This is a genomic window from Paenibacillus sp. FSL K6-1096 (assembly GCF_037977055.1).
Taxonomy (GTDB): Bacteria; Bacillota; Bacilli; order Paenibacillales; family Paenibacillaceae; genus Paenibacillus_AQ.
Genome location: NZ_CP150274.1, coordinates 6,215,215 through 6,236,536, shown reverse-complemented (window position 1 = coordinate 6,236,536; position 21,322 = coordinate 6,215,215). Strand labels below are relative to the sequence as shown.

General features: G+C 53.3%; 18 protein-coding genes. 5 read left to right on the top strand and 13 right to left on the bottom strand.

What is annotated here, in order from left to right; genetic code table 11:
- Positions 1-157: 157 nt before the first annotated feature.
- From MHI24_RS27405 to MHI24_RS27390, 4 genes are all read right to left on the bottom strand, one after another.
- On the bottom strand, positions 158-1,039 hold the full coding sequence (locus tag MHI24_RS27405) for a carbohydrate ABC transporter permease (RefSeq protein ID WP_340022697.1): 882 nt from the start codon (positions 1,037-1,039) through the stop codon (positions 158-160).
- Positions 1,040-1,066: 27 nt separating this feature from the next.
- The gene (locus tag MHI24_RS27400) at positions 1,067-1,987 is read right to left on the bottom strand and encodes a sugar ABC transporter permease (protein ID WP_340026814.1); all 921 of its coding nucleotides are present in this window, start codon (positions 1,985-1,987) and stop codon (positions 1,067-1,069) included.
- Positions 1,988-2,048: 61 nt separating this feature from the next.
- Positions 2,049-3,206 (bottom strand): cellulase family glycosylhydrolase, encoded by a 1,158-nt coding sequence (locus tag MHI24_RS27395; protein WP_340022696.1) that lies wholly within the window; start codon positions 3,204-3,206, stop codon positions 2,049-2,051.
- A gap of 289 nt (positions 3,207-3,495) precedes the next feature.
- On the bottom strand, positions 3,496-5,961 hold the full coding sequence (locus MHI24_RS27390; protein ID WP_340022695.1) for an ATP-binding protein: 2,466 nt from the start codon (positions 5,959-5,961) through the stop codon (positions 3,496-3,498).
- Between the two features lie 196 nt (positions 5,962-6,157).
- Here MHI24_RS27390 and MHI24_RS27385 point away from each other — a divergent pair, with 196 nt between their 5' ends.
- The 4 genes from MHI24_RS27385 (at position 6,158) to MHI24_RS27370 (ending at position 9,311) form a co-directional block, all read left to right on the top strand.
- A complete protein-coding gene (locus tag MHI24_RS27385) occupies positions 6,158-7,036 on the top strand; it encodes a YihY/virulence factor BrkB family protein (protein WP_340022694.1) in 879 nt (292 codons plus the stop codon).
- Positions 7,033-7,719 (top strand): hypothetical protein, encoded by a 687-nt coding sequence (locus MHI24_RS27380; RefSeq protein WP_340022692.1) that lies wholly within the window; start codon positions 7,033-7,035, stop codon positions 7,717-7,719. The genes MHI24_RS27385 and MHI24_RS27380 overlap by 4 nt, the downstream gene beginning before the upstream one ends.
- A gap of 144 nt (positions 7,720-7,863) precedes the next feature.
- Positions 7,864-8,157 carry a helix-turn-helix transcriptional regulator gene (locus tag MHI24_RS27375; protein WP_340026813.1) on the top strand — a complete coding sequence of 98 codons (294 nt, stop codon included), beginning with the start codon at positions 7,864-7,866 and terminating at the stop codon, positions 8,155-8,157.
- Positions 8,154-9,311, top strand: coding sequence for a DUF2812 domain-containing protein (locus MHI24_RS27370; RefSeq protein WP_340022691.1), 1,158 nt, complete (start codon positions 8,154-8,156; stop codon positions 9,309-9,311). The genes MHI24_RS27375 and MHI24_RS27370 overlap by 4 nt, the downstream gene beginning before the upstream one ends.
- A gap of 88 nt (positions 9,312-9,399) precedes the next feature.
- Here the strand turns inward: MHI24_RS27370 and MHI24_RS27365 are convergent, their stop codons facing one another.
- The 6 genes from MHI24_RS27365 to MHI24_RS27340 form a co-directional block, all read right to left on the bottom strand.
- A complete protein-coding gene (locus MHI24_RS27365) occupies positions 9,400-9,996 on the bottom strand; it encodes a GntR family transcriptional regulator (protein ID WP_340022690.1) in 597 nt (198 codons plus the stop codon).
- Positions 9,997-10,076: 80 nt separating this feature from the next.
- Positions 10,077-10,754, bottom strand: coding sequence for a hypothetical protein (locus MHI24_RS27360; protein ID WP_340022689.1), 678 nt, complete (start codon positions 10,752-10,754; stop codon positions 10,077-10,079).
- A 41-nt stretch (positions 10,755-10,795) separates the two neighbouring features.
- Positions 10,796-12,928 (bottom strand): hydantoinase/oxoprolinase family protein, encoded by a 2,133-nt coding sequence (locus MHI24_RS27355; protein WP_340022688.1) that lies wholly within the window; start codon positions 12,926-12,928, stop codon positions 10,796-10,798.
- 33 nt (positions 12,929-12,961) lie between these two features.
- Positions 12,962-14,308, bottom strand: a complete 1,347-nt coding sequence (locus MHI24_RS27350) for a citrate transporter (protein ID WP_340022687.1) — start codon at positions 14,306-14,308, stop codon at positions 12,962-12,964.
- Positions 14,309-14,568: 260 nt separating this feature from the next.
- Positions 14,569-15,177, bottom strand: a complete 609-nt coding sequence (locus MHI24_RS27345) for a hypothetical protein (protein WP_340022686.1) — start codon at positions 15,175-15,177, stop codon at positions 14,569-14,571.
- A 94-nt stretch (positions 15,178-15,271) separates the two neighbouring features.
- On the bottom strand, positions 15,272-16,162 hold the full coding sequence (locus MHI24_RS27340) for a 2-dehydropantoate 2-reductase N-terminal domain-containing protein (RefSeq protein ID WP_340022685.1): 891 nt from the start codon (positions 16,160-16,162) through the stop codon (positions 15,272-15,274).
- Between the two features lie 222 nt (positions 16,163-16,384).
- Between MHI24_RS27340 and MHI24_RS27335 the strand changes: the two genes are divergently transcribed.
- Positions 16,385-17,599 carry a GNAT family N-acetyltransferase gene (locus MHI24_RS27335; RefSeq protein WP_340022684.1) on the top strand — a complete coding sequence of 405 codons (1,215 nt, stop codon included), beginning with the start codon at positions 16,385-16,387 and terminating at the stop codon, positions 17,597-17,599.
- A 67-nt stretch (positions 17,600-17,666) separates the two neighbouring features.
- On the opposite strand, the gene MHI24_RS27330 is transcribed toward MHI24_RS27335, so the two are convergent.
- From MHI24_RS27330 to MHI24_RS27320, 3 genes are read right to left on the bottom strand one after another with little or no spacing between them, the layout of a single operon-like run.
- Positions 17,667-18,587 (bottom strand): BadF/BadG/BcrA/BcrD ATPase family protein, encoded by a 921-nt coding sequence (locus MHI24_RS27330; protein WP_340022683.1) that lies wholly within the window; start codon positions 18,585-18,587, stop codon positions 17,667-17,669.
- 12 nt (positions 18,588-18,599) lie between these two features.
- The gene (locus MHI24_RS27325) at positions 18,600-20,162 is read right to left on the bottom strand and encodes a glycoside hydrolase family 3 protein (protein ID WP_340022682.1); all 1,563 of its coding nucleotides are present in this window, start codon (positions 20,160-20,162) and stop codon (positions 18,600-18,602) included.
- Positions 20,163-20,179: 17 nt separating this feature from the next.
- Entirely contained in the window at positions 20,180-21,322 is a 1,143-nt protein-coding gene (locus MHI24_RS27320) for a DUF1343 domain-containing protein (RefSeq protein WP_340022681.1), read from the bottom strand.

The window sequence follows — 21,322 nt, the reverse complement described above, 5'->3', positions numbered from 1 at the left end:
CCGGCGGTTTCGCGGGAATAATGTTGTCTTTTGTGCAACATTCCTGCTATACGCCTGACTGTCCAGGAGTCAACTTTGCAAAAATTGCAACATTTCACCCAAGTTCAAGCTCAAGCCCAAGGCCTAGCCAATTTAGCTGTGCTAAAGCTCCCACACCTCAGCCCTTCACCGATCCCAGCAGCGCGCCTTTGGCGAAATGCTTCTGCAGGAACGGGTAGACGATCAGAATCGGAATGGTGGATACGACGATCACAGCCATCTTCACCGCCTGGTCCGGCGGGACGAAGTTGCTCTCCAGCGAAGAGGTGTCGCCCAGGCTGCCGCCCTGTGACAGCATCACGATCTGGCGCAGCAGCACCTGAATAGGCCACATCGTGGAATCATTAATATAGAGAATCGAGCTGAAATAGGTGTTCCAGTGTCCGACCGCGTAGAACAGCGAGAACGTAGCCAGCACCGGCAGCGACAGCGGAATGACGATCCGCATGAGGATGCCGGGGTCGCTGGCGCCGTCGATTTTGGCCGACTCCTCCAGATCCGGCGGAAGCTGCTGGAAGAAGCTGCGCACGATAATCAGATTAAAGGCGCTGATCGCGCCGGGGAGCAGAAGCGACCAGTACGTATCGATCATGCCCAGCTCCTTGACGACCAGGAAGGTCGGGATCATCCCGCCGCTGAACAGCATGGTGAAGATCACCAGCAGCTGAATCGGCGAGCGGAAATCCATATCCCTGCGCGATAACGGATAGGCCATCAGGCAGGTCAAGACAATATTGATCAGTGTACCAGTCACAGTGATGAAGATAGTGATACCCAGACTCCGCATCAGTGTGCTGGTGGAGAAAATATATTGGTACGCGTCCAGTGAGAATTCTGTAGGGAAGAGAATAAACCCTTTTTCCAGCAGCTCCCGCTGGGTCGCGAACGAGCCGGCCACGACATAGATGAACGGAACAATCGTAATGATTGCAATGACCGCCAGCACGATGATATTGAACAGATCGAATAGCCGGCTGGGGATTGATGTTTCTTTTAACACGGGTACTTCCTCCTTTCGCTGTGAGCCTTAGAGAATGCCTTCCTCACCGAAGCGCTTGGCCAGGAAGTTCGAGCCGAACACCAGCACCAGCCCGACCACGGACTTGAACAATCCGACAGCGGTACTGTAGCTATACTCTCCCTGGGAGATCCCGGTGGTGTAGACATAGGTGTCGAAGACTTCCCCGACCTCCCGGTTGAGCGGATTCAGCATCAGGAAGATTTGCTCGAACCCGGTATCCAGGAAGTTGCCCAGCCGCAGGATCAGCAGAATAACGATGGTGGAACGGATAGCCGGGAGCGTAATATGCCATAGCTGGCGCGCCCGCCCGGCCCCGTCGATTTTGGCAGCCTCATAGAGCTGTGTGTCTACGCCGGCCAGCGCCGCCAGGAAGATAATCGTTCCCCAGCCGGTCTCCTTCCACATCACTTCACCGGTAATGAAGGTGCGGAACCAGCTTGGACTGAGCAGGAACTGGATTTTCTCGCCGCCCATGGACGCAATCGCTTCATTGACCAGCCCGCCCTCGGTGGTGAAGAACAGGTAGGCAATCGAGACAATGACGACCCAAGACATGAAGTGCGGGATGTAGACCAGCGTCTGAATCGTCTTCTTGTACGCCTGCGATCTGAGCTCATTAAGCATCAGGGCCAGAATAATCGGCAGCGGAAAAAAGAACAGAATATTGTAGGCCGCCAGCACGAACGTATTCTTCAGCAGCTTCCAGAATAGCGGGTCGCCGAAGAAGCGGTCGAAATGCTTCATCCCGACCCATTCGCTATCCAGAAAGCCGAGGAACGGCTGGTAGTTCTTGAAGGCGAGCAGTACCCCGTACATCGGGATATATTTGAAAATAATAAAGTACAGCAGTCCGGGCAGCAGCATGATATACAGCCAGCGGTTGCGGACCAGACGCTTCAGTCTCTGCTTCCGGTGGACAGCAGACATTGACGGCCGGGAGGCCGCTAACGGATTTCCCATCTTCCTTCCCCATTTCCGGCACCTGAGATCAGTTATCTATGTCTAGGACCTGATCCTTAAGTGCATTGAATTGCCCGGTCGCCCGGTTGTAGACCTGATACCAGCCATTATCATCCCATACCGATACAGCAAACTGTGCCGATATCGCTTTATTCGGAATCTGGCGGTAAGCGTCAAGCAGTGTATCCGTAATCACGCCCCGGTGCTCGTACCCGAATTCACCCAGATATACAGGAATGTCATGCACATCTGCGAATTCCCGCTTCACATCGTCCACCCGCTTCAGATGATCGGCCAGATTCTGAAAATACGAATGGTAGGTGCCCATCACATACGGATCGTTGCCTTCGCCCGGCAGATCCAGCGGATTACGGTACGTGTCGTACAGGCCCCAGCCGCTGTTGTAATTGTACCCGCCGAAGATCACCACACGGCTGGCATGAGGCTGGCTGCCGTTCCAGGTGTAGCTGCGGATGGCGGCGTAGGCCCTTTTGTTCAGCTCAATCACACTCGCCTTGGCGGCAGCACCCGTGTTCAGGCTCAGATGCGGCTCATTGAACAGCTCGAACACCAGCGTGTCCGGCGCGTCCTTGAATAAGGCGGCAATGCCCGACCAGATCGTCTCCAGCCGCTGCATATTCGCTTCAAAAGCCGGCTCCCCCTGCACCGCATTCATCGCCCATTCCTCATGATGAGTATTGATAATCAGGATGACCGGGGGCTTGCCTTCACAGGCCCGCTGGACATTCACATCCTCCAGCACATAGTCCACCAGTTGCTTCACAGTCGCCACATTCGGTGCGCTGGCTGAGAAATTACCGGCTGCATCGGCAGTCGAAGCATATTTGCTACCCCGTCCGCCCCAGTTGACCGGAATGCGGATGCTGGTGAAGCCTGCCGCGATGTAAGCATCCACCGCTGCCTTCACATCCGTGAAGCTCTGGCTGTTCCAGTTCCCTTCGAAGGTGTTGCCGAGGTTCGTGCCTCTGCCCATTAGAGCGGCCATTTGCTTCGCGGTGAGCGGAGCAGGCCCGGCAGGTCCGCCCGTTTCAGCAGGATCAGCCTTGGCATAGCCTCCGCCTGCCAGCAATGGAACACATAGCAGGATACACAACGCACAGAGCCATACCGCTCTCATCCGCACCAGTTTCATCCGGTTCACCGTTCCCATTTTTTTCGTGTTCAAATCTCTTGCCTCCTCTGGAAAGCGTATTCATTTCACTGCCGGCCTGGGAGCTTCTGCTCCGGCACAGCAGGGTAAGGCAGCAGCTGCTTGCTCTGCCCCCAATATAGAGGAGTCCGCGAATTGCCGTCTATAGTCATCTTAGTACCACTGTGCAAAACCTTGCTGCTGCTGGGTTTAGCAGCTCCGCTCATTCATTCCGCAACCTCGCCCTAGTCATGATCTGCCCTCTCACCAGCAGCGCAAAAAGCGCCTCCCGGCCGCAAACAGCCCGGAAGACGCTTCTCACTTCTTATATATTGGTCAGCGGAATGGCCAGCGTGACGGCTGTCCCCTGATCCGGCACACTCTCTACCTGCAGCCCATACCCGTAATGGATCATCAGCCGCCGCTGAATATTAGCCAGCCCGACGCCGGTCTGCGGACCCTGCTGCTCCAAGAGACCGGATAGCTGCTCAGGCACTATGCCGGCTCCGTTATCCTCCACACGGATGACTGCCTGGCCACTGTCCTGCTTAATGCTTAGGCGGACGGTTCCGCCCTCCATCTTGCACATAAGGCCATGACGGATCGCATTCTCCACCAGCGGCTGGATGACGAGCACCGGCACCATCAGCTCTATCCGCTCATCAATCTCATATTCCACACGCAGCCTGTCCCTGAACCGCTCCTGCTCAATCGCCACATAAGCTCTTACCGTGGACAGCTCGCTGGCCAGCGGCGTAAGCCCGTCACTCTGCTCGAAATTGAAGCTGCCGCGCAAATAATCGGACAGATGGTACAGCAGCTCCTTGGAGCGCTGGGGCTGCTTCGTGCTGAGGGCAATAATCGTACTAAGGGAATTGAACAGGAAATGCGGCTTAATCTGTGCCTGCAAAAAAGACAGCTCCGCTGCAATCCGGTTACTGACCGACTCCTTCAGCTGTACGAGTGTCTTGACCCGTGACTTCAGCTCCAGCGCCTCAAATGGCTTCGCCAGATAATCATTCGCTCCCGCCGCAAATCCTGCCTGCAGATCCTCCGGCCGGGCCTTGGCGGTCAGCATCAGCACCGGCATGTCCAGCATTCCGTATCTGGCCCGCAGCCTCCTGAGTACCTCATAACCGGACATTCGCGGCATCATCACATCCAGAATAATCAGATCATACCGGCCGTGCTGCTCCAGCGCTTCCAGTGCCGATACCCCGTCCGTGACGGCGGTTACTGAATATCCGTCATGCTTCAAAATACCGGTTAACGCCGCCAGGCTCGCCGGATCATCCTCCACGGCCAGAATCGAACGGGCCGGACCGCTCCCGCCCCCGTTCTCCGCTATAGGCGCATTCCTGCGGGACAGGACCGGCAGAGCTGCTATCCCCTTTCTGCGGCCCTTCTCAGCAGGCAGCCTGCTGACCGGAAGGGTGAAGCTGAACCGGCTGCCCTTGCCCTGCTCCGAGCTGGCACTTATCTCTCCGCCGTGAAGCTCAATCAGTGTCCTGGTGACAGACAGTCCAAGTCCTGTGCCTCCGGCTTCCCGGGTCTCGGTGGAATCAATCTGGTAGAAGGGCTTGAAGATGTCCTCCAGCCGATTCTCCGCAATCCCGCTGCCCGTATCCTCTACCCAGATTTCGATCCGGTTCTGCCCCAGCACAGCTCCAGTCGTAATTGAGCCCTGCCGGGTGAACTTGGCGGCATTGCCGATCAGATTGTACATAATTTGGTACAGCCGGTCCTCGTCAGCATAGACGGGCGGCAGAGATTCGGGGATCTGATTACGGAAGGCAATCTCTCCGCCGTTATGAAGCTGCCGGATCATATTCAGGGAGGCCTCGGCAACGGAGTGCAGGTCGATCGGACGCTGCTTCAGCTTCAGCTTGCCGCTTCTCATGACAGCCGCATCGAGAATATCATTGATTAGACTGTCAAGTCTCCTCGCTTCAGACACAACCGTCTGAAGATTATACCGCCGGGCCTCATCCAGCTCATCCTCGCCGCTGTCCAGTACGGAGCTGGTAATATTAATTATACCGTTCAGCGGCGTCCGCAGCTCATGCGAGGTATTCGCCAGCAGCTGATCCTTCAGCCGGTCCAGCTCAACCAGCTCTTTGTAGACCTGCTCGTTCTGCAGGTTAATATAGACAATCAGCAGGGAGAACGCCAGGGCGATCCACACCACGCTTATGCCGTAGAACATGCTCTGCAGCAGACCGGCGACAATGGCCGGAAGCGCTGCGAACAGCAGGGCGCGGAATTCCTGCGGCGAGATATGCTTGCGCTTCAGCACGATCAGCACCAGATAATACAGCAGATAGATATAACACATCCCGGGCATCAGCAGAAAATAATCCCCGCGGTGATACACATGGTCCCCGTCTACATAGAATAGATAACCCCCGGATAAGCTGGCAACGGACAGCAGCGTATTCACCGCCAGCGGCAGGCAGACTAATACAGCGGTAATCCGGCTCATCCCCCGCTGTTCATTCCTGCGGATGACCGCATCCAGATAGAAGATCCATAACGCCTCCGGGAGCGGGTTGAGAATATAGAATAGACAGATGATATAAGGCAGCAGCCTGCCGGTAACGGCCGATTCCGTGCCGGTAACGATGTTAATGGTCATCTCCAGCAGCAATAGCAGCGTATTGGCCAATAACAGGCCGAGGAAGATACTTCTCAGCTCCGATTTCTGCTTGTTGCGGATGAACATATGGAAGCTGATAATGAGGGTAATCACTAACCCGATCGTAGCGGTCTGAACATAATATAGCAGCGGCACTCCAGCACTCTCCCGGCATTTATAATCTGACTGAAGCTAGAATAACAGAATCTGTACAGACACGATACCGGAAATTTTCAGTGTGCTGCCAAATGTACAGGTTAGCGGGTGGAAGGATATTTTGCCGGGTATACATATATATTGAAGGATTTGGCTAACATGGTAGCCTACTCATCTATCGCTCAAGGAGGATTCTATGAACAGCAGCTCCGCCGGTGCCAGAGGCACTTACACTTTTATCAAGCAGCTATGGGTCAAAATCAATGCCGACGATGTCCAGGGAATTGCCGCGCAGCTGACTTATTATCTGATTCTGTCCCTGTTTCCTTTTCTGATCTTCGTCATGACCCTGATCGGGTATGCGAACATCTCCCTGGAGGATAAGATCCATCAGCTCGAACAGATTATGCCCGCTGAAGCCATCTCTATCATAGAAGAGATTCTGCACGATGTATCCGCCGGGCGCAGCCAGACGCTGTTGTCCTTTGGGATGCTGGCTACACTGTGGGCCGCCTCTAAGGGGATCAATGCCATCATCAAGGGGCTGAACCGTGCCTATGAGATCGATGAGAGCAGAGTCTTCTGGAAAATCCGCGGGATCGCCCTGCTCGCCACTTTGACGATCGGCTTAGTCGTGCTGCTCAGCATTCTGCTGCTTGTGCTTGGAACCTGGCTTAAGACGCAGGTCTTCCTGCTGTTTGACCTTCCTTACGGCTTCCAGAGGCTATGGGACCTGCTGCAATATCTGATTCCGCTGCTGGTGTTGTTCATCGTCTTCACCCTGCTCTACTGGATCGCTCCCAGCCGCAGACTGGCCTTGCGCGAGGTTATGCCCGGCGCGCTGTTCACCACCATCGGCTGGATTACGACCTCCATCCTGTTCTCCGTCTATGTCAATCAGTTCAGCGACTTCTCTAAAACCTACGGCAGTCTCGGCGGCGTGACGGTGCTGCTCATCTGGCTGTATATCAGCTCGTTCATCATCCTGGCCGGAGGCGAGATCAATGCGGTGCTGCTGAACCGCAAGGTGAAGACTATGCCCCTCAGCTCGCTCAAAGGCAAGAAGCTGCCATGAACCCGTCCCTGATTGACGCCATAACCAAAAGCCCGCTGCGCACCTCCCTCTATCACTTCACCCGGGCAGTGAATCTGCCCGCCATGGCTGCCCTTGACGCCATTTATTCCTCTGCGGCGCTCAGTCCTGCCCATGCAGACGGGGAGCGCCGGACGGCCGCGCACCGGATAAGCTATGCCGGGCAAAGCGCGGTGCTGAATTCCCATCTGCGCATCAGGCCTGAAGCGATGGCACCCGGTACAACCGTAGAGGAGTTCCGCCGCTGCCTGGACCGCCATGTGTTCCTGTGGCCGACCTGGCGCGACTGCCTGGCGATGGCTGCGATGTATTCGCGCCGGGAACCGGGCGAACCCTTCGCCGTGCTCAAGCTCGATGCCCGCCAGGTGCTGGCTGCCCACTTCTCCCGCATCAGGCTGTCCAAATATGATTCCGGCAGCTCGCCCAGATTCCCGCACCGGATGCTGTACCGCAAAAGCTGCGCCATGCTGCTTCCCCTCGCCCAATTCATGTCCGCCACCGGACAAGCTATACCCGCCAAACCTTCAGAGATTAAGGAGGTGCTGGTTGAGGACAGTCTGGCCCCTATCAGCCGTTATTTACAGACCGTCTACTGTTCACAGCCCCAGCTTGTGCCCAAGCTCTGGCAGCCGATAGGTCAGCCTCTGATTCTACCACCGGTGTAGTTCACCTTGATTAATATGTCGCATCGTGATATAGTCACACCATGACATAGTCGCAGCATGACATAGTCGCAGCATGACATATGAATATCGAAGCAGGTGAACACAGTGTCCCTTACGCAAAAGGTTCTAAACAAGTATGTCCCTATGACCGAGACGGCCTTCTATATTCTGCTGTCCTTAACGAAGCCGCGCCACGGGTATGGAATTATCAAGCATGTGGAGGAGCTGTCGGAGGGACGGCTCCGGCTGGGCTCCGGTACGGTCTATGGAACCTTGACCAAGATGAACAAGGATGGACTGATTACTGTTTTTGCCGATGAAGAGCGGAAGACGGTATACGAGGTATCTGATCTGGGTAAGGTCGTCATGCGCGCAGAAATCGGCAGATTAAAGGAGCTTCACCGCAATGCTGCCGCCAGTGAGGAGGAATTTCAATGAAGACTGTATTTCGGCCCTTCTGGAGCTACGACCTGCCGGGAACTGAGGCATGGCTAACCGATATGGCCGGCAAGGGGTGGCGTCTGGAGGAATGGAGCTTGCTGCTCCGGCGCTTTACGTTCCAGCAGGCTGAGCCGGTCCGGCTGACGTATCAACTGGATTACGGCCCGTCCTCCCGCTCCCCGCTCGCATCCTCCCTCGCCGCTGAGGGCTGGAGCAAGCGGCTCCCGCAGGGAAAGTGGTCTCTCTTTGAGAACACTCAGCCGCTATCACAGATTAAGGTCTATCCTTCCCGCAAGGATATCCTGCGGCGGAACCGCATCATCTCCTACGTTTTCACGGGAATCCTAGTGTATCTGCTGCTCATTGCACTGATTCCCCTGATTGCTCTAGGCCTAACCTACGCCAACGATGCTCCTGTCCGCATGCAGCCAAGCCCGATGTGGGCGGTAACCTGGACAGCCGCTGCCTTAGCAGTACTACTGCTGGTGCTTGCCGTCTATTCGCTTAACAAGCTCAGAGCGGCCAATAAGGTACTACTCCATGGGCACACGGACATGAAGAAGTCCCCTGCATCACATAAGCCTACAGGCACTACAATGGCGCGCATGAAATTAGGCTGGATGTATGCCCCTGACCGGCTGGAGCAATGGCTGGAGGAGCAGGAGCTGCTGGGCTGGAATCTCTACAAGGTGAGCCTGGGAGGTGCGCTGTTCCACTTCAGCAAAGGCCGTTCGCGGACCATGCACTATCACGCGGATTATCAGGTCATTGCGGGCGAAGGATATGCCGAGCTGCATCAGGAGGCGGGCTGGACCAAGCTCTACAGCTCTCCCTTCTCCTTGCAAAAGTGGACCTTGTGGGGCCGGGAGGCTGAGAATCCCGCCGGACACCCGGAGCAGCCGGAAATCTACAGTGACCCGTTCCACCGCCTGAAGCACGCCCGGAAGATTGCCGTGAGCTATACCGCGCTGTTCCTACCCCTTATGCTGCTCTATAGTGTGAATATAATGGCCTTTGTGGACGGGCTGGTGCGTGACGGTCTCACCTCATTCCGGGTATGGAACACGTCCCTTCTGTTCCTCTGTATTCTGCTCTTCGGCCTGCTGACCGGAAGATCCTGGCTCTATTACCGCCGGCTCAAGAAGCAATAAGAGCCTGATTATATGGCAAACAAAAAGGCGTATCCCGGAATTCCCCATAGAGAGGAGCTTTCGGATACGCCTTTAATCATGTGTTTAATTAGAAGAATTGCGGGTATTGCTTGGACATGCTCTGCACGCGGTCCAGCAGCGTATTGGAATGCTCCATGACCACCTTGCGCATTCCTTCGACATCGCGCTTGCGGGTAACCGCTACCATCTTCACATGCTTATCGATGTCAGACGGCTGTACCCCCTCCATCTTGCCGTAAAGCAGACGGATACGGTTGTAATGGGACGCCACCTCTTCGATGGTGAACCAGGATAATTCCTCCCCGGCCGTCTGGAAGATCAGCTGATGGAAGCGGTTGTCCTTAATATAGAATTCCCGGAAGTATTTCTTGTCCATGTATTTCTTCTGCTTATTAATCAGTTCCTGCATCGTATCTGCTACCAGCTCACTGCACTTGCGGATGAACTCATCGATGACTGCTGACTCAAGCGAGGTGCGGATGAACCACTCCTCACGGACTCGCTGCAGATCGATCTTAGAGACTACAGTTTTGCGCTGAGGATATATTTCCACCAGTCCTGATTGTTGAAGACGGACGACAGCTTCCCGCACCGGTGTGCGGCTGACGCCATAGCGTTCAGAGAGCTTCTGTACACTGACATCCATTCCTGGCTCAAGCGTCATATTCATGATGTCTTCTTTTATTCGATTATAAGTTACATCATTCAATGAATTACTGTTATTCATAATCTTCAACGGCTTCCCTACACCTTCCCTGAACTCACTCCTAGTACATCACGGGTTATTGTCTCCGCACTGGCAGAGTCGTAGACGTAATACAACAGAACATCCAGAATAAACGGCGAATACCGCAGTCTGTTCAGCTCCTGTGTAAAAGCCATGGCTCCAACTTCACTTAAGGTGCGTATTGTAGAATAATTCTTCAGACCCAGCAGCTTCCATAACAGAATGCGCTCGGTCCGGGTGTATATTTCCTGTGCAAACCTGTCTTCTACAAAATGATAAATTTCGTGGCCAAGGATAGTATTCATTATACCAGCTTGCGGAAAAAGTTCAACTAGACCAGCCCCCGCCTCCCGCACCTGCTCCGCCGCTCTGCGCAAGGGTTCTTCCATGATTTCGATCCGGTCCGGAGGGGTGTAGGAGGCGAACAGCACACGCTTGCCGGTCATGAGCGCACCCTTCATTTCGACCTTCAGATTCATCCTCCCGGCAAGCTCCCGGGCATCACGGGTTCCATATTCAAGCATCATCCGCTGTGCATATGCTGTGCCGCAGGCCCTGGCCCGCTTCAGCATCTCCCGCTTCGTCTCCGGCGGAATCCGCCGGTTCAGAATGTCTCTCCGGAAGGCATACATTCCCCAAGCCTCATGCTCAACCTCCAGCAATGGATACAGCAGCTCTCCAAGCTTCGACCCCACTTGCATACGTCCTCCTGTCTATGCTTTCTCCCGCATGGCCCTTAGCTCTGCTTAATATTGGCCGCCACCACAATAACCTCCGTGTCCGGCTCGAACGTGGATACTTCAATGTCCATCAGCAGCTCCAGCTGTTCGAAATCCGAGGCGGTAAAATCCATGACCCGCGCGCCGATGCATAGGTAGAAGTCGGGCCTTGCGATCAGCTCCGTCTGATAGACCGCCATAGCCTCCCATAGCTGCTTGACCGCGCTGAGATAGTCCCCGGCTGTGGTCTTCAGCGCCATGGCCCGGCCTCTCTGCACCTTGATGAAGCCCTTGGTGTCGAGGATGCGGACTGCACCGGCTTCTCCGGCTTTATCCATTTTCTCGCCGAAAATACTGACATACCGCGTCTTCTGCAGCAGCTCCGTCCGCTCTACAGGGATGCGCATATCCTGGGCAGCCAGCTCACGCAGCTCCGCCTCATCGCATTCCTTCAGCAGCTCGGTCGTCTTCACCTCGGTCGAACCGGTAGCGATTGCCGTCACCTTGGAGGTCTGCGGGTCAATATCGATATGAATTTCGATGCTCTCCGGTGTGGCCCCGCTCTGGATGGCCTTGTTCATGGCTTCCATTTTGAGCGCTGCGATTACCTCCTTGGACGGGGACGGAATAATCCGCTCTACAACATCGCGGACCATCGACAAGGCAACTCCAATCGAAGAGATAACCTCCGCATTCTCCGGGATGCTGTATTTGAGGCCCATTTTCTCGGAGAAATAGACAATCAGCGAAGCCGCTCCGCCGCCCACGCCGACCAGCGAGATCTGATCCTTCTCCAGCTTGTATTTCTCGGCCAGCGCCAGAATGATCGGCTCGATCTTGGCATAGGCCTTCTCCATAATTTGCTTGGCGATATCCTCCACGGTCGTTCCGCAGTAATCCGCCAGCGCCTGCATCGCTCTTCGAGCCGCCTCCACATTTCCGTAGGAGAAATGCTCCGGCTTCACCAGTCCCAGCACATTCGCCGCGCAGGAGTTCGTAATCGTCACCCGCTCCCCGCTATCCAGCCGGATCGCTACATAATCATCCGGATCACCGGGCTTCGGCGAGAAGAATTCGACCTGCGCTCCCTTGATCTTGTCCGGGTCGGTGAATACGGAGTAATCCAGACCGCCGATATGCGCCGATCTCGGTCCGACATCGACCACTCCGCTTTTGTTCGCCCGGATCATCGACCCGCCGGCCACACCGAGCACCCGGACATCCAGTGAATTGACATAGGTCGGATGACCGCCGACGATGGAATAGTCGATGGCCGGACGGCCATTTTTGATCACCCCGATATTGGTAGTTGTGCCGCCGACCTCGAAGTACACCCCGTTCGACGCTCTGAGATACATCAGCGAGCCCATGACGGATGCCGCCGGACCCGACAGCATCGTCAGCACCGGCCGCTTCTTCATCTCACTGATCTCCATGACGCCGCCGTCGCCTCTCATAATCATCAGCGGAACATGGACCCCGGCATCGCGCACGGAGTTCTCGGTGGAATTGGCGGTATCCAGCATCTTCGGCAGAATGCTTGCATTGATTGCGGCCGTCCGCGTTCTCCGGGTCAGTCCGTACAGCTTCGTAATGTCGGAGGCCATCGTGGTCGGCATGCCTTTTTTCTCCGCTTCGATATAAACCAGCTCCTCCGGCCGCCCGTTATCTACGCCAAAAGCCATCGAAGGCACAATCACCTGTGCCCCCTGGCGCTTCAGCTCGTCGATGACCGTCACCACGGAGGCTTCGGACATTTTGCGCACATTCAGGAAGCTGTTGTAGATCTTGATCTCCTTGCTGTTGCCCAGATCGATATTCTGAAGCCTGGTCTGCCGCTTGGCCAGCCAGCCCTCCAGACCGCCCTTCGCCAGACCGATGATGCCCACCTGGGCAATATCGCCCTCGATCAGCGCATTGGTAGCCTGCGTGGTACTGTGGGCTACGAACACAACGTCCTCCGGCCGGATGTTATTCTCCTCCAGGCAGTTCTGGAAGCATTTCACTACCCCTGCGGCTACACCGGTGGGATGGTCATGCGTCGTCTTCACAGATGATTTCCCGATAATCTCATGTGTCGCATTATCAATGGCAACTGCCTTGGTATGGGTTCCCCCCACGTCGATACCCATTCTAACCATTTTACTCATATGATTTCTCCGTTTCTCTTCATTAATAGTGGACTACACCAGATTTCCGTACATAAAGAACACAACCGCACAGAGGATAATCCCGATGATCCAGCCGGTGGGAATCGACATCTTCATATATTCCTTAGCCGGAACCTTCGTGTAGCCGAAGCCCCAGGCAACCCAGGACTGTGTAACGTCCAAATGCTGCGGTGCAACAGTAGTGATGGCGAACAGCGGGTAGAGGAATTGCACCGGCCAGGCTGCGGTTGCCACCACGACGGCCAGGATGGCCGAACCCGAACCGACAAGGTTCATCGGGCCGCGGAAGAAGCCGAGCGGTGTCAGGATGGCAAAGACAATACACAGGAGCAGCGCGGTCTGAGGCATTGCGCCGTCCAGCAGGGTTTTGAAATAAGGGGAAGCATAGGTCGCCGCATTGTTGAACATCGACAGCGTGAGCAGGAAGCCGATCATCGGCGCTACATCGATCGCTCCGTCCGCGAACTGCTTCGACACCATTCTGCAAACGCTTGCAAAACCGCCCTTCAGCTTGCCGCAGGTCAACAAGGCGAACAGGGCTGCGAAGATAAATCCGAAAATAATCGGAACCTTGAACAGCACTACACCGATGACCGGCAGAATAATGGAAATCCACGAGATGGCAGGTGCATCTACAGTAGCTCCGCTATCCGGCGTGGCCGCCCAGGCCCGGGACAGCTTGCGGTTCATCATCAGGTTGGATACCACCAGCACCACGATCAGTGACACAGCCATCGCAATCATGCCGAATTTGAAATATGTATTATAGTCATAGCTGGCATAGCTTTCATTGGCTGTTGCAAAAATCGCCTGATATTGCGTAAAATTCACGATATTCCCGAAGATTCCGGCCATGATCGAGCCCATGAAGGAGAACAAGGCGATCGGTGAAGGAATTCCGAGCGACAGCATAATCGGCAGCACGATGACCGCAATGGAGATTACCGGGCCAATACCGGTCATGGAGGTGAAGATGACAGCGGTGACAATACATAGCAGGGACATGGTGATGCGTGGTTTGTCTCCCCCAAGCTCAACGACCTTGCGGATCAGAGTGGCGGCAATGCCGGTGTCGATCAGGACTCTGCCGAAGAAGGCGCCGAAGAAAATGTTAACCAATATCGCCTTACCATAGTTCTCCGGCCCCGTCTGGAACACATTCGTCAGGACGTCAATGAACGTCTTGCCCTCCATCACTGAGGTGGGATGAATGCTATTGCCGATCAGGGCAATGGTAGTCCATAGCACCGACATCACGAAGAAGCCGACCATGAGGTTATACCCCTTGACGCAATACCATACCAGTCCAAAAAATGATAAAACCATAATGAAACCGATTACAACATTAGCCACATCCACAAAATAACCTCCTGAAATAGGATCAATGAGTTAACATGCTAACATGCTATATAGCCTAACTGACATGTTAGTATGTTACGGGAAAATATTAACATGTTCATTCTCCAGGCGTCAATACCATTCTGCACGTTATTTCAGGGGATTTGGAAAGGGGCTAAAAATCAAAAACAGAGGTGCCGATGGAATCCATCCTGCGCCTCTGTTCTTTTCCAAACTCTTCAGTTGTCCTGATTCAACACTTGGTCACACTACTTATTACCCTATTCGTCCACTCTTATCAACTCAAACGTTGCGGCTTCGATCCACAGGATCAGCTTGTTATGATTCACATCGATGAAGCTCAGCGGTACACCCAGCCCCGGCGAAGGCTCAGTTACGTCTATGCCGGTCGTTATATCGTTGGTCCCGATCATGGGCAGATCCAGTTTATTCACTCTGTAAAAGGAATCCCTGTTATAATGTCTCTGGGTTATGCTGTAGCGGGGATTGGTTAACTCGTATTGGTATGCTTCATAGCCCTCTAGCCCCATCGAGGAGAAGTAATCCTGATGAATCACAAGCTCATCACCAATGATGTCCTGACCTGTCGGATATTCAGATGCGTCATTATAGGAATTCGCGAAGCCCAGCAGCTTGTCCACCTTCCAGGTTCCATAGATGAATTCCTCCGTCGCCTGATCCAGCTCCATTCGCCCGATAAAAGGTTCGGAGGTGTTGCGCGGAATCAGATTCTCCTCTTGCGCTGCCTGTTCTGGTGCTGGAGTGACCGGGATGTGCTGTGCGCCTGCCGGCTCTGTGGCCTGACTGCATCCGGCCAGGCTGCCCGCTAATATGGTTATATTCAGTAGCATTCCTATTCTTGTCTTCATGGTAAGCCTCCTGCCTGCTTCAGTCCTTCAACCTTACCATCCGCTGGAAGTGAAGAATAAACAGACAGGTTACAATACCGGAACAATCGATTCATCAGCCGCTCTGCACAGATAAAAATTTCGTCAGATCCTTCTCCAGCTGCACTACCTCCTGATTCGCAGCACTTGCATAATCCGGCAGCAGCATATCTTTAACCATTTTCGTGCGCAGCCAAGCAATGAAGAGAACATCCAGCATGAAGCTTGGGAGCTTTGAGACTATTGTGAAAAGTGGCGGATCAACGGCAACATCCGCTTGTTTAATTTTCCTGAGGTACGCTTTAAGAGTGACTGTGATGTGGCGCGCCGTCCTTCGGGTTCGGGCCGGGTCTGCGTTTCCGCCGTACAAACTGCCCAGCAGAGCAATGTCGGATATGGAGTGAGTGATTAGAAACGCCTGCATATCCTTTTTGATAACGTAGGGAAGCTTGGCGGCTTGAAATACTTGTGCGAGCTTTAAAACGCGCTGCGTTACTGCGCCGTTCACTTCGCCAAATGAGGTGGCCACTAGAAACTTGGGCATGAACCGGGCGTACAGGACCCCCTCTTTAATCTGTCCGCCGAAGCCGGGAAAAGCCGGTAGCAGCCGATCCCCGACAATATCCCGCCAAGAAGAAAATCCATTGGAGCTATTGGTCATCGTAACGATATTCGGACTTTGATTATCCTTCAGCGCTAACAACGCGGATTCGGCCTTGTCGTAACGGACGGTAACGAAAATATAATCGTATACATCATCATTTTCGAGCGAATCAATGACCTTCACCGGAACGGATCGGACGATACCTTTGTCATTATATTGCAGACCTTTGTCTTGTAAAGATCTAAATCTGTCTGAGCGTGCCAACAGGGTCACATCAATACCTGCTTCCATAAGCTTCATTGCATAGATACTCCCGATGACACCTGCACCGAAAATTAAAATCCTGACGGGTTGTGCTGCCATTCCAATTCCCCCTGGCTCCTCATATTTCCTTTAAATCATCCAACAGCGTGTTGCATGATATGATCATAAAGCTTCAGGATTCCCTGATCAATCATCAATATCTTGCGAAGTGTCGGATGATAGCCCTATACTCCAGCAGATGTATTGACGAAAATTATTTTCAATATTAAGATCTAACTATGACAATAATTTTCAGATTGGCGACCCGGGAGGAAAGAACAGATGACGACAACACCAGAACAAAATATCAGCGTAACCAACCGGCCGGACAGAGAACAGCTTGAACAGATTTACGATATTTTAGATGAATGTTTCTCTGTAGGCCGGGAGTATTTCCAGGAAAGATTAGACCTCGACACCTCCTATGACCCGGATACGACCTGGTTTGCGACGGTCGGCGGCCAGGTTGCTGCCAATGTTCAAATCTTTCCGCTTTCCATCAGAGTCGGCCAAGCGGTCTTGCACACAGGTGCCATGGGCAGCGTCGCTGCAGATCCCCATTATCGCGGCATGGGGCTGACCCACAAAATTCTTGCTGCACAAACAGACTACATGAGAGAAGCCGATTATGATATAAGTGTACTTCTGGCCAGCAAGCATGCCTTCTATGAGAAGGCCGGCTGGAGACTGATTCCCGAGACCGCTTACGCTGTTGAGAATCAGGTGTGGAGCGGGCAGCCGGACGGTTATGAGATCATACCTTTTGAGCCCCGTTATCTGGATGATATCCGTCGTATTTATGAACAATTCAATCAGAACCGCACCTATACCGTAGTCCGTAATGAAACCTACTGGAAGGATCTGATCCGCTGGCCGGAATGGAAGAAATCGGACTGTCTGCTGCTTCAGCACAATCATAAAATTGTCGCTTATGGCATTATCGAAAAAAAGGACACCGAACAGGTATTTATCAACGAACTCAACTATCTGGATGAGGCAGCGGACGGCGTCCAGTACTTATTTCATGAATTATGCCGTCTCCGGCCGAATGCCAAGCAAATCATGGCGATGCTTCCTGAGGATCACAAGTTATATTCCTATTATCAGCAGCATCAGGCAGAGCCCGTTCCCATCCATATGGCGATGTGGAAAATGATCAACCTGTATTCTACCTTCCACAAGCTTCAGCCTGAATTGGAGCATCGCCTTAACGGCAATGACTTGATGGCAGATCAGGAGCTGTTCCTAACGCTGCAATGCGGGGAGGACATCATCTACCTCGACTACCGTCAGAAGCGGCTTTCCGTTTCCGGGAGCAGTCAGGCCGGGTCCCGGATAACCATAGAAGTGGATGAGCGGGATCTGATCTCTTATATCATCTTCGGCTATTCTGCGGAAGGCGCAGTTGAAGCTAAAGCCCCTGTAGAACATGCTGATATTCTGCAGGCCCTGTTCCCGAAACAGCAGTCCGTGTTTTATTTGACCGACAAATTTTAAAAGGGTGTGCCGCAAGTCCACAACTGCCGGACTTATGGCACACCCTTCTTTTGCTTCCTTCATAGGATTACCCGTTACCCATTTTTGATTTTCCGAGCAGTACAGCACCGTAGGCTGCATTATGAACAGGCATAATCAGCTTGGTCTGCGGGTAGCTGCGGGCAAGCTTCCGCTCTAAGGCCTCTCTTACAAAACGGGATTTCTGCAGCACACTTCCCGCAGCTGCAACCTTGCTCTCATATAATTTCAGCCGCTCAATAACAGGCACCACAAGCTCAAACAGACCGGCTGCACATTGCTCCGCCAGTTGTAGCGCCCGGGCGTCCCCGAGCCCGCATGCTGCCGTCATGACCGGGGCGAGCGCTGCAATCTCTTTCTTCGTTGTGTTTTTGTCGTAGACAAAACCTATCACCTCTTGCACCGTACTAAGTCCAAGCTGCTTATATACCAGCGCAGGAATAACTGTATCCGCTATTCTTCCGTCCTCTGCCTGAACCAGCACAGACAAGAGCTCACGCCCGATATAATAGCCGCTTCCCTCATCATCAATCAGATGGCCGAAGCCTCCTGTGCGGTGCCGCTCTCTCTGTTCATTAACCCCGAAGCAAATGGAGCCTGTACCGGCAATGAGAATAATGCCCTGCATCGCATTCTGGGCCCCATATAGTGCGGTTTCCTGATCACCGGTAATCGTTAGCGGCCCCTTATAACCGTTAGCTCTCACCTGCTCCTCCAAAAAACGGGCTACTGCCGGATTGCTTACGCCTGCCGCTCCTATACATACATGAGTAACTTCCGCGAGGCTTGTGCAGCAGGACCTGATCTGATCAAAAACCTCCCCGAAAGCGGCAGCAATAGCCCCGGCATCACCGCCGTTATAATTAATAGGCCCTACGGTAAAGGAGAGTAAAGGCTCTTCCTGATCATCATGAGTAACAATGACAGCTGTCTTGGTACCGCCCCCGTCAATGCCAACAATAAATGCCATGCTTATGTCCCCCTATAGCTGAATCGTAATGCTGGCAGCTGGTGTGACCTCACCATTCAGGATGGGAATAAGGGACTTGAACGCATCCGGTGTATATTCAAAGGCGGCAATGCCGCAATATTCGCCTTCGATTAAAGCTAAATCATAAGGCCGGCCGAGTGCAATTGCCGTTACTTTACAGTTTGCCGCCACAAGCTTCTGCACAAGCGCCAGCTGGCCTGTATTTTCACGCGCATTAAACAGCCCGATAACCACATGCTTGTACCCTTCAGCCTTTTGCAGCACTGCGTTAATCTGCTCCTCGTCCGGATCAATGCTGATCAGCTCGTACGCTGCAGTGAAATGCTCACCCATATACTGCGGGAAGCTAAGCTCCTGATTTACACTGCTGGCGGCCAGATCGGTCCGGTAGGCATAGGAGCCCATAAACAACACCTCCCCGTCACCTGCCTGAACGGGCTCGATCTCACCTTTAATCAGACAGATCGTTTCCGTACGCATCAGCTCGTTCGCCCGGCGGTGTACCCCGCAGCCCACGATCCCGTAATCCGGTTCCCCAATATCCGCATAGCGGGCTTTGTAGGCTAAAATTTTGGCGACGGCTGCATCAATAACCGCTTCATCCAGATCACCGGCTGCTACAGCTTCTTCTATTAAATGAACCGCTTCTTTAACCGTTGCAGGCGTGTGACTGATGAACACCAGATCGATCCCTGCTTTAATGGCTTCCAATGCACCTTTGGCCGTCCCGTAATAGCGCTTGATCGCATCCATTTCCAAGCAATCGGATACAACCAGCCCGGTAAATCCCAATTTCTCTTTGAGCAGCTCTGTAATAATCGTATAAGACATCGTTCCCGGCACACCGGACGTTTCAATTTGCGGGAATAAAATATGTGCGCTCATGATGGCCTGGGCACCCTGCCCGATGGCAGCCTTAAAGGGCAGCAGCTCAAGCTGTTCTAACTCTTCCACCGTTTTGTTAATGACAGGCAAGCCAACATGTGAGTCGACATCCGTATCCCCATGACCGGGAAAATGCTTCAGCGAGGACATTACGCCGCCATCAAGCAGGCCCTTCATCATTTGAATCCCGTACTGCGATACTGTCTCAACGGAATCGCCGTAAGAGCGGACGTTGATTACCGGATTGAGTGCATTACTATTAACGTCCATCACGGGCGCCAGGTTGAAATTAATGCCTAATGCTTGTAGCTCCCGGGCCGTTATTCTGCCTGCTGCATAAGCATTTTCAGGGCGTCCAGAAGAGGCAATGGCCATGGCTCCGGCTACATTCGTCGCGTCCTTGGGCATTCGGGTCACCCGGCCGCCTTCCTGGTCAATGGTAATAAAGCCCGGAATGCCTGTATGGGTGGTGAACCATTGCTGCAGCTCTGTTACAAGCCCGCCTAATTGATATTTATTGCTGATATTATGGGAGAATAAAATAATATTCCCGATCTTGTACTGCTCAATGACCTCCTTCAGCTCCGGGGACATCTCCGTTGAGGGAAAGCCTGTTACGAACATTTGCCCGATTTTCTCACGCAAGCTCATTTGTTCTATCGTTCTCATCCGCTATTCACCATCCGCTAGTGATATAAGTGATACTGCTGTTTCATTTCTGCAAATTGCCTGCTATCCTCTGCAAACTGTTCGAGCAGCTGCTTGGCCTGAATATCCTTCGTACGGTAGATGCTGCTTCCGCCCAGCAAATCAATAAAAGGACGTGAGCCCTCCTTCACGGGAGGCAGAAAGGCAAAGAGCTCAAACAAATCTCTTATCGTAAATAATAAGGTTACGCCAACCTCTAACGGCTTGATCACCTGGCGGTCTGTAATATATAGTTGAACGCCGCCGCACAGCTCTCCAGCATGCTTGGATGCCGTTGGCTTGAAATGAACGGGACGGAAATACACGCCTGGAAGCCGCAATGCGTTCATCTCATCTGCCAGCTGCTGCGCCTCAATAAAGGGAGCACCAATCATTTCAAAGGGGAAGGTTGTGCCCCTTCCTTCGGAGCAGTTGGTTCCCTCAAATAAACAGGTGCCTGTATATAACAACGCTGTCTCATACCGGGGGATGCCCAGTGAAGGATGAACCCAGGTTAAGCCAGTATCCGGGAAGGACATGCTCCGTTCCCAGCCTTCCAGACGGACGACATGAAGCGCTGCCTTCCAGTTCATTTGATCATTGGCCATGACAGCCACTTCACCTGCGGTCAGGCCGTACCGGACAGCCAGCTCATAATTCCCGACAAAGGATTTGAAGCCGGGCTGTAAGATATTCCCTTCCACGTTCACCCCGTTCAGCGGATTCACCCGGTCGAGAACAACAAATTCCACCCCCGCCGCCGCACAATCCTCAAGAGCATACAGCATCGTATAAATGAAGGTATAATACCGTACACCAACATCCTGGATGTCATACACAAGGATATCTACCTTCTCCAGCATTTCCTTTGTTAAACGCTTGGAATCTTTGCGGTACAGGCTGTAGACCGGAACATTGGTGTAGGGGTCCGTATACGTCTCCACTAATGCCCCGGCATCCAAATCTCCGCGGACACCATGCTCCGGCGAGAACATAGCCGTAAGATTACAATGTTCGTGTAAGATCGTAATGGTTGATCTGAAATCTTTGGCAAGCCCTGTCGGCGCTGTAATTAACCCCACACGTTTACCTTTAAACAGATGAATATACTTTGCGATAGAGTCAATTCCGTTCAACACCAT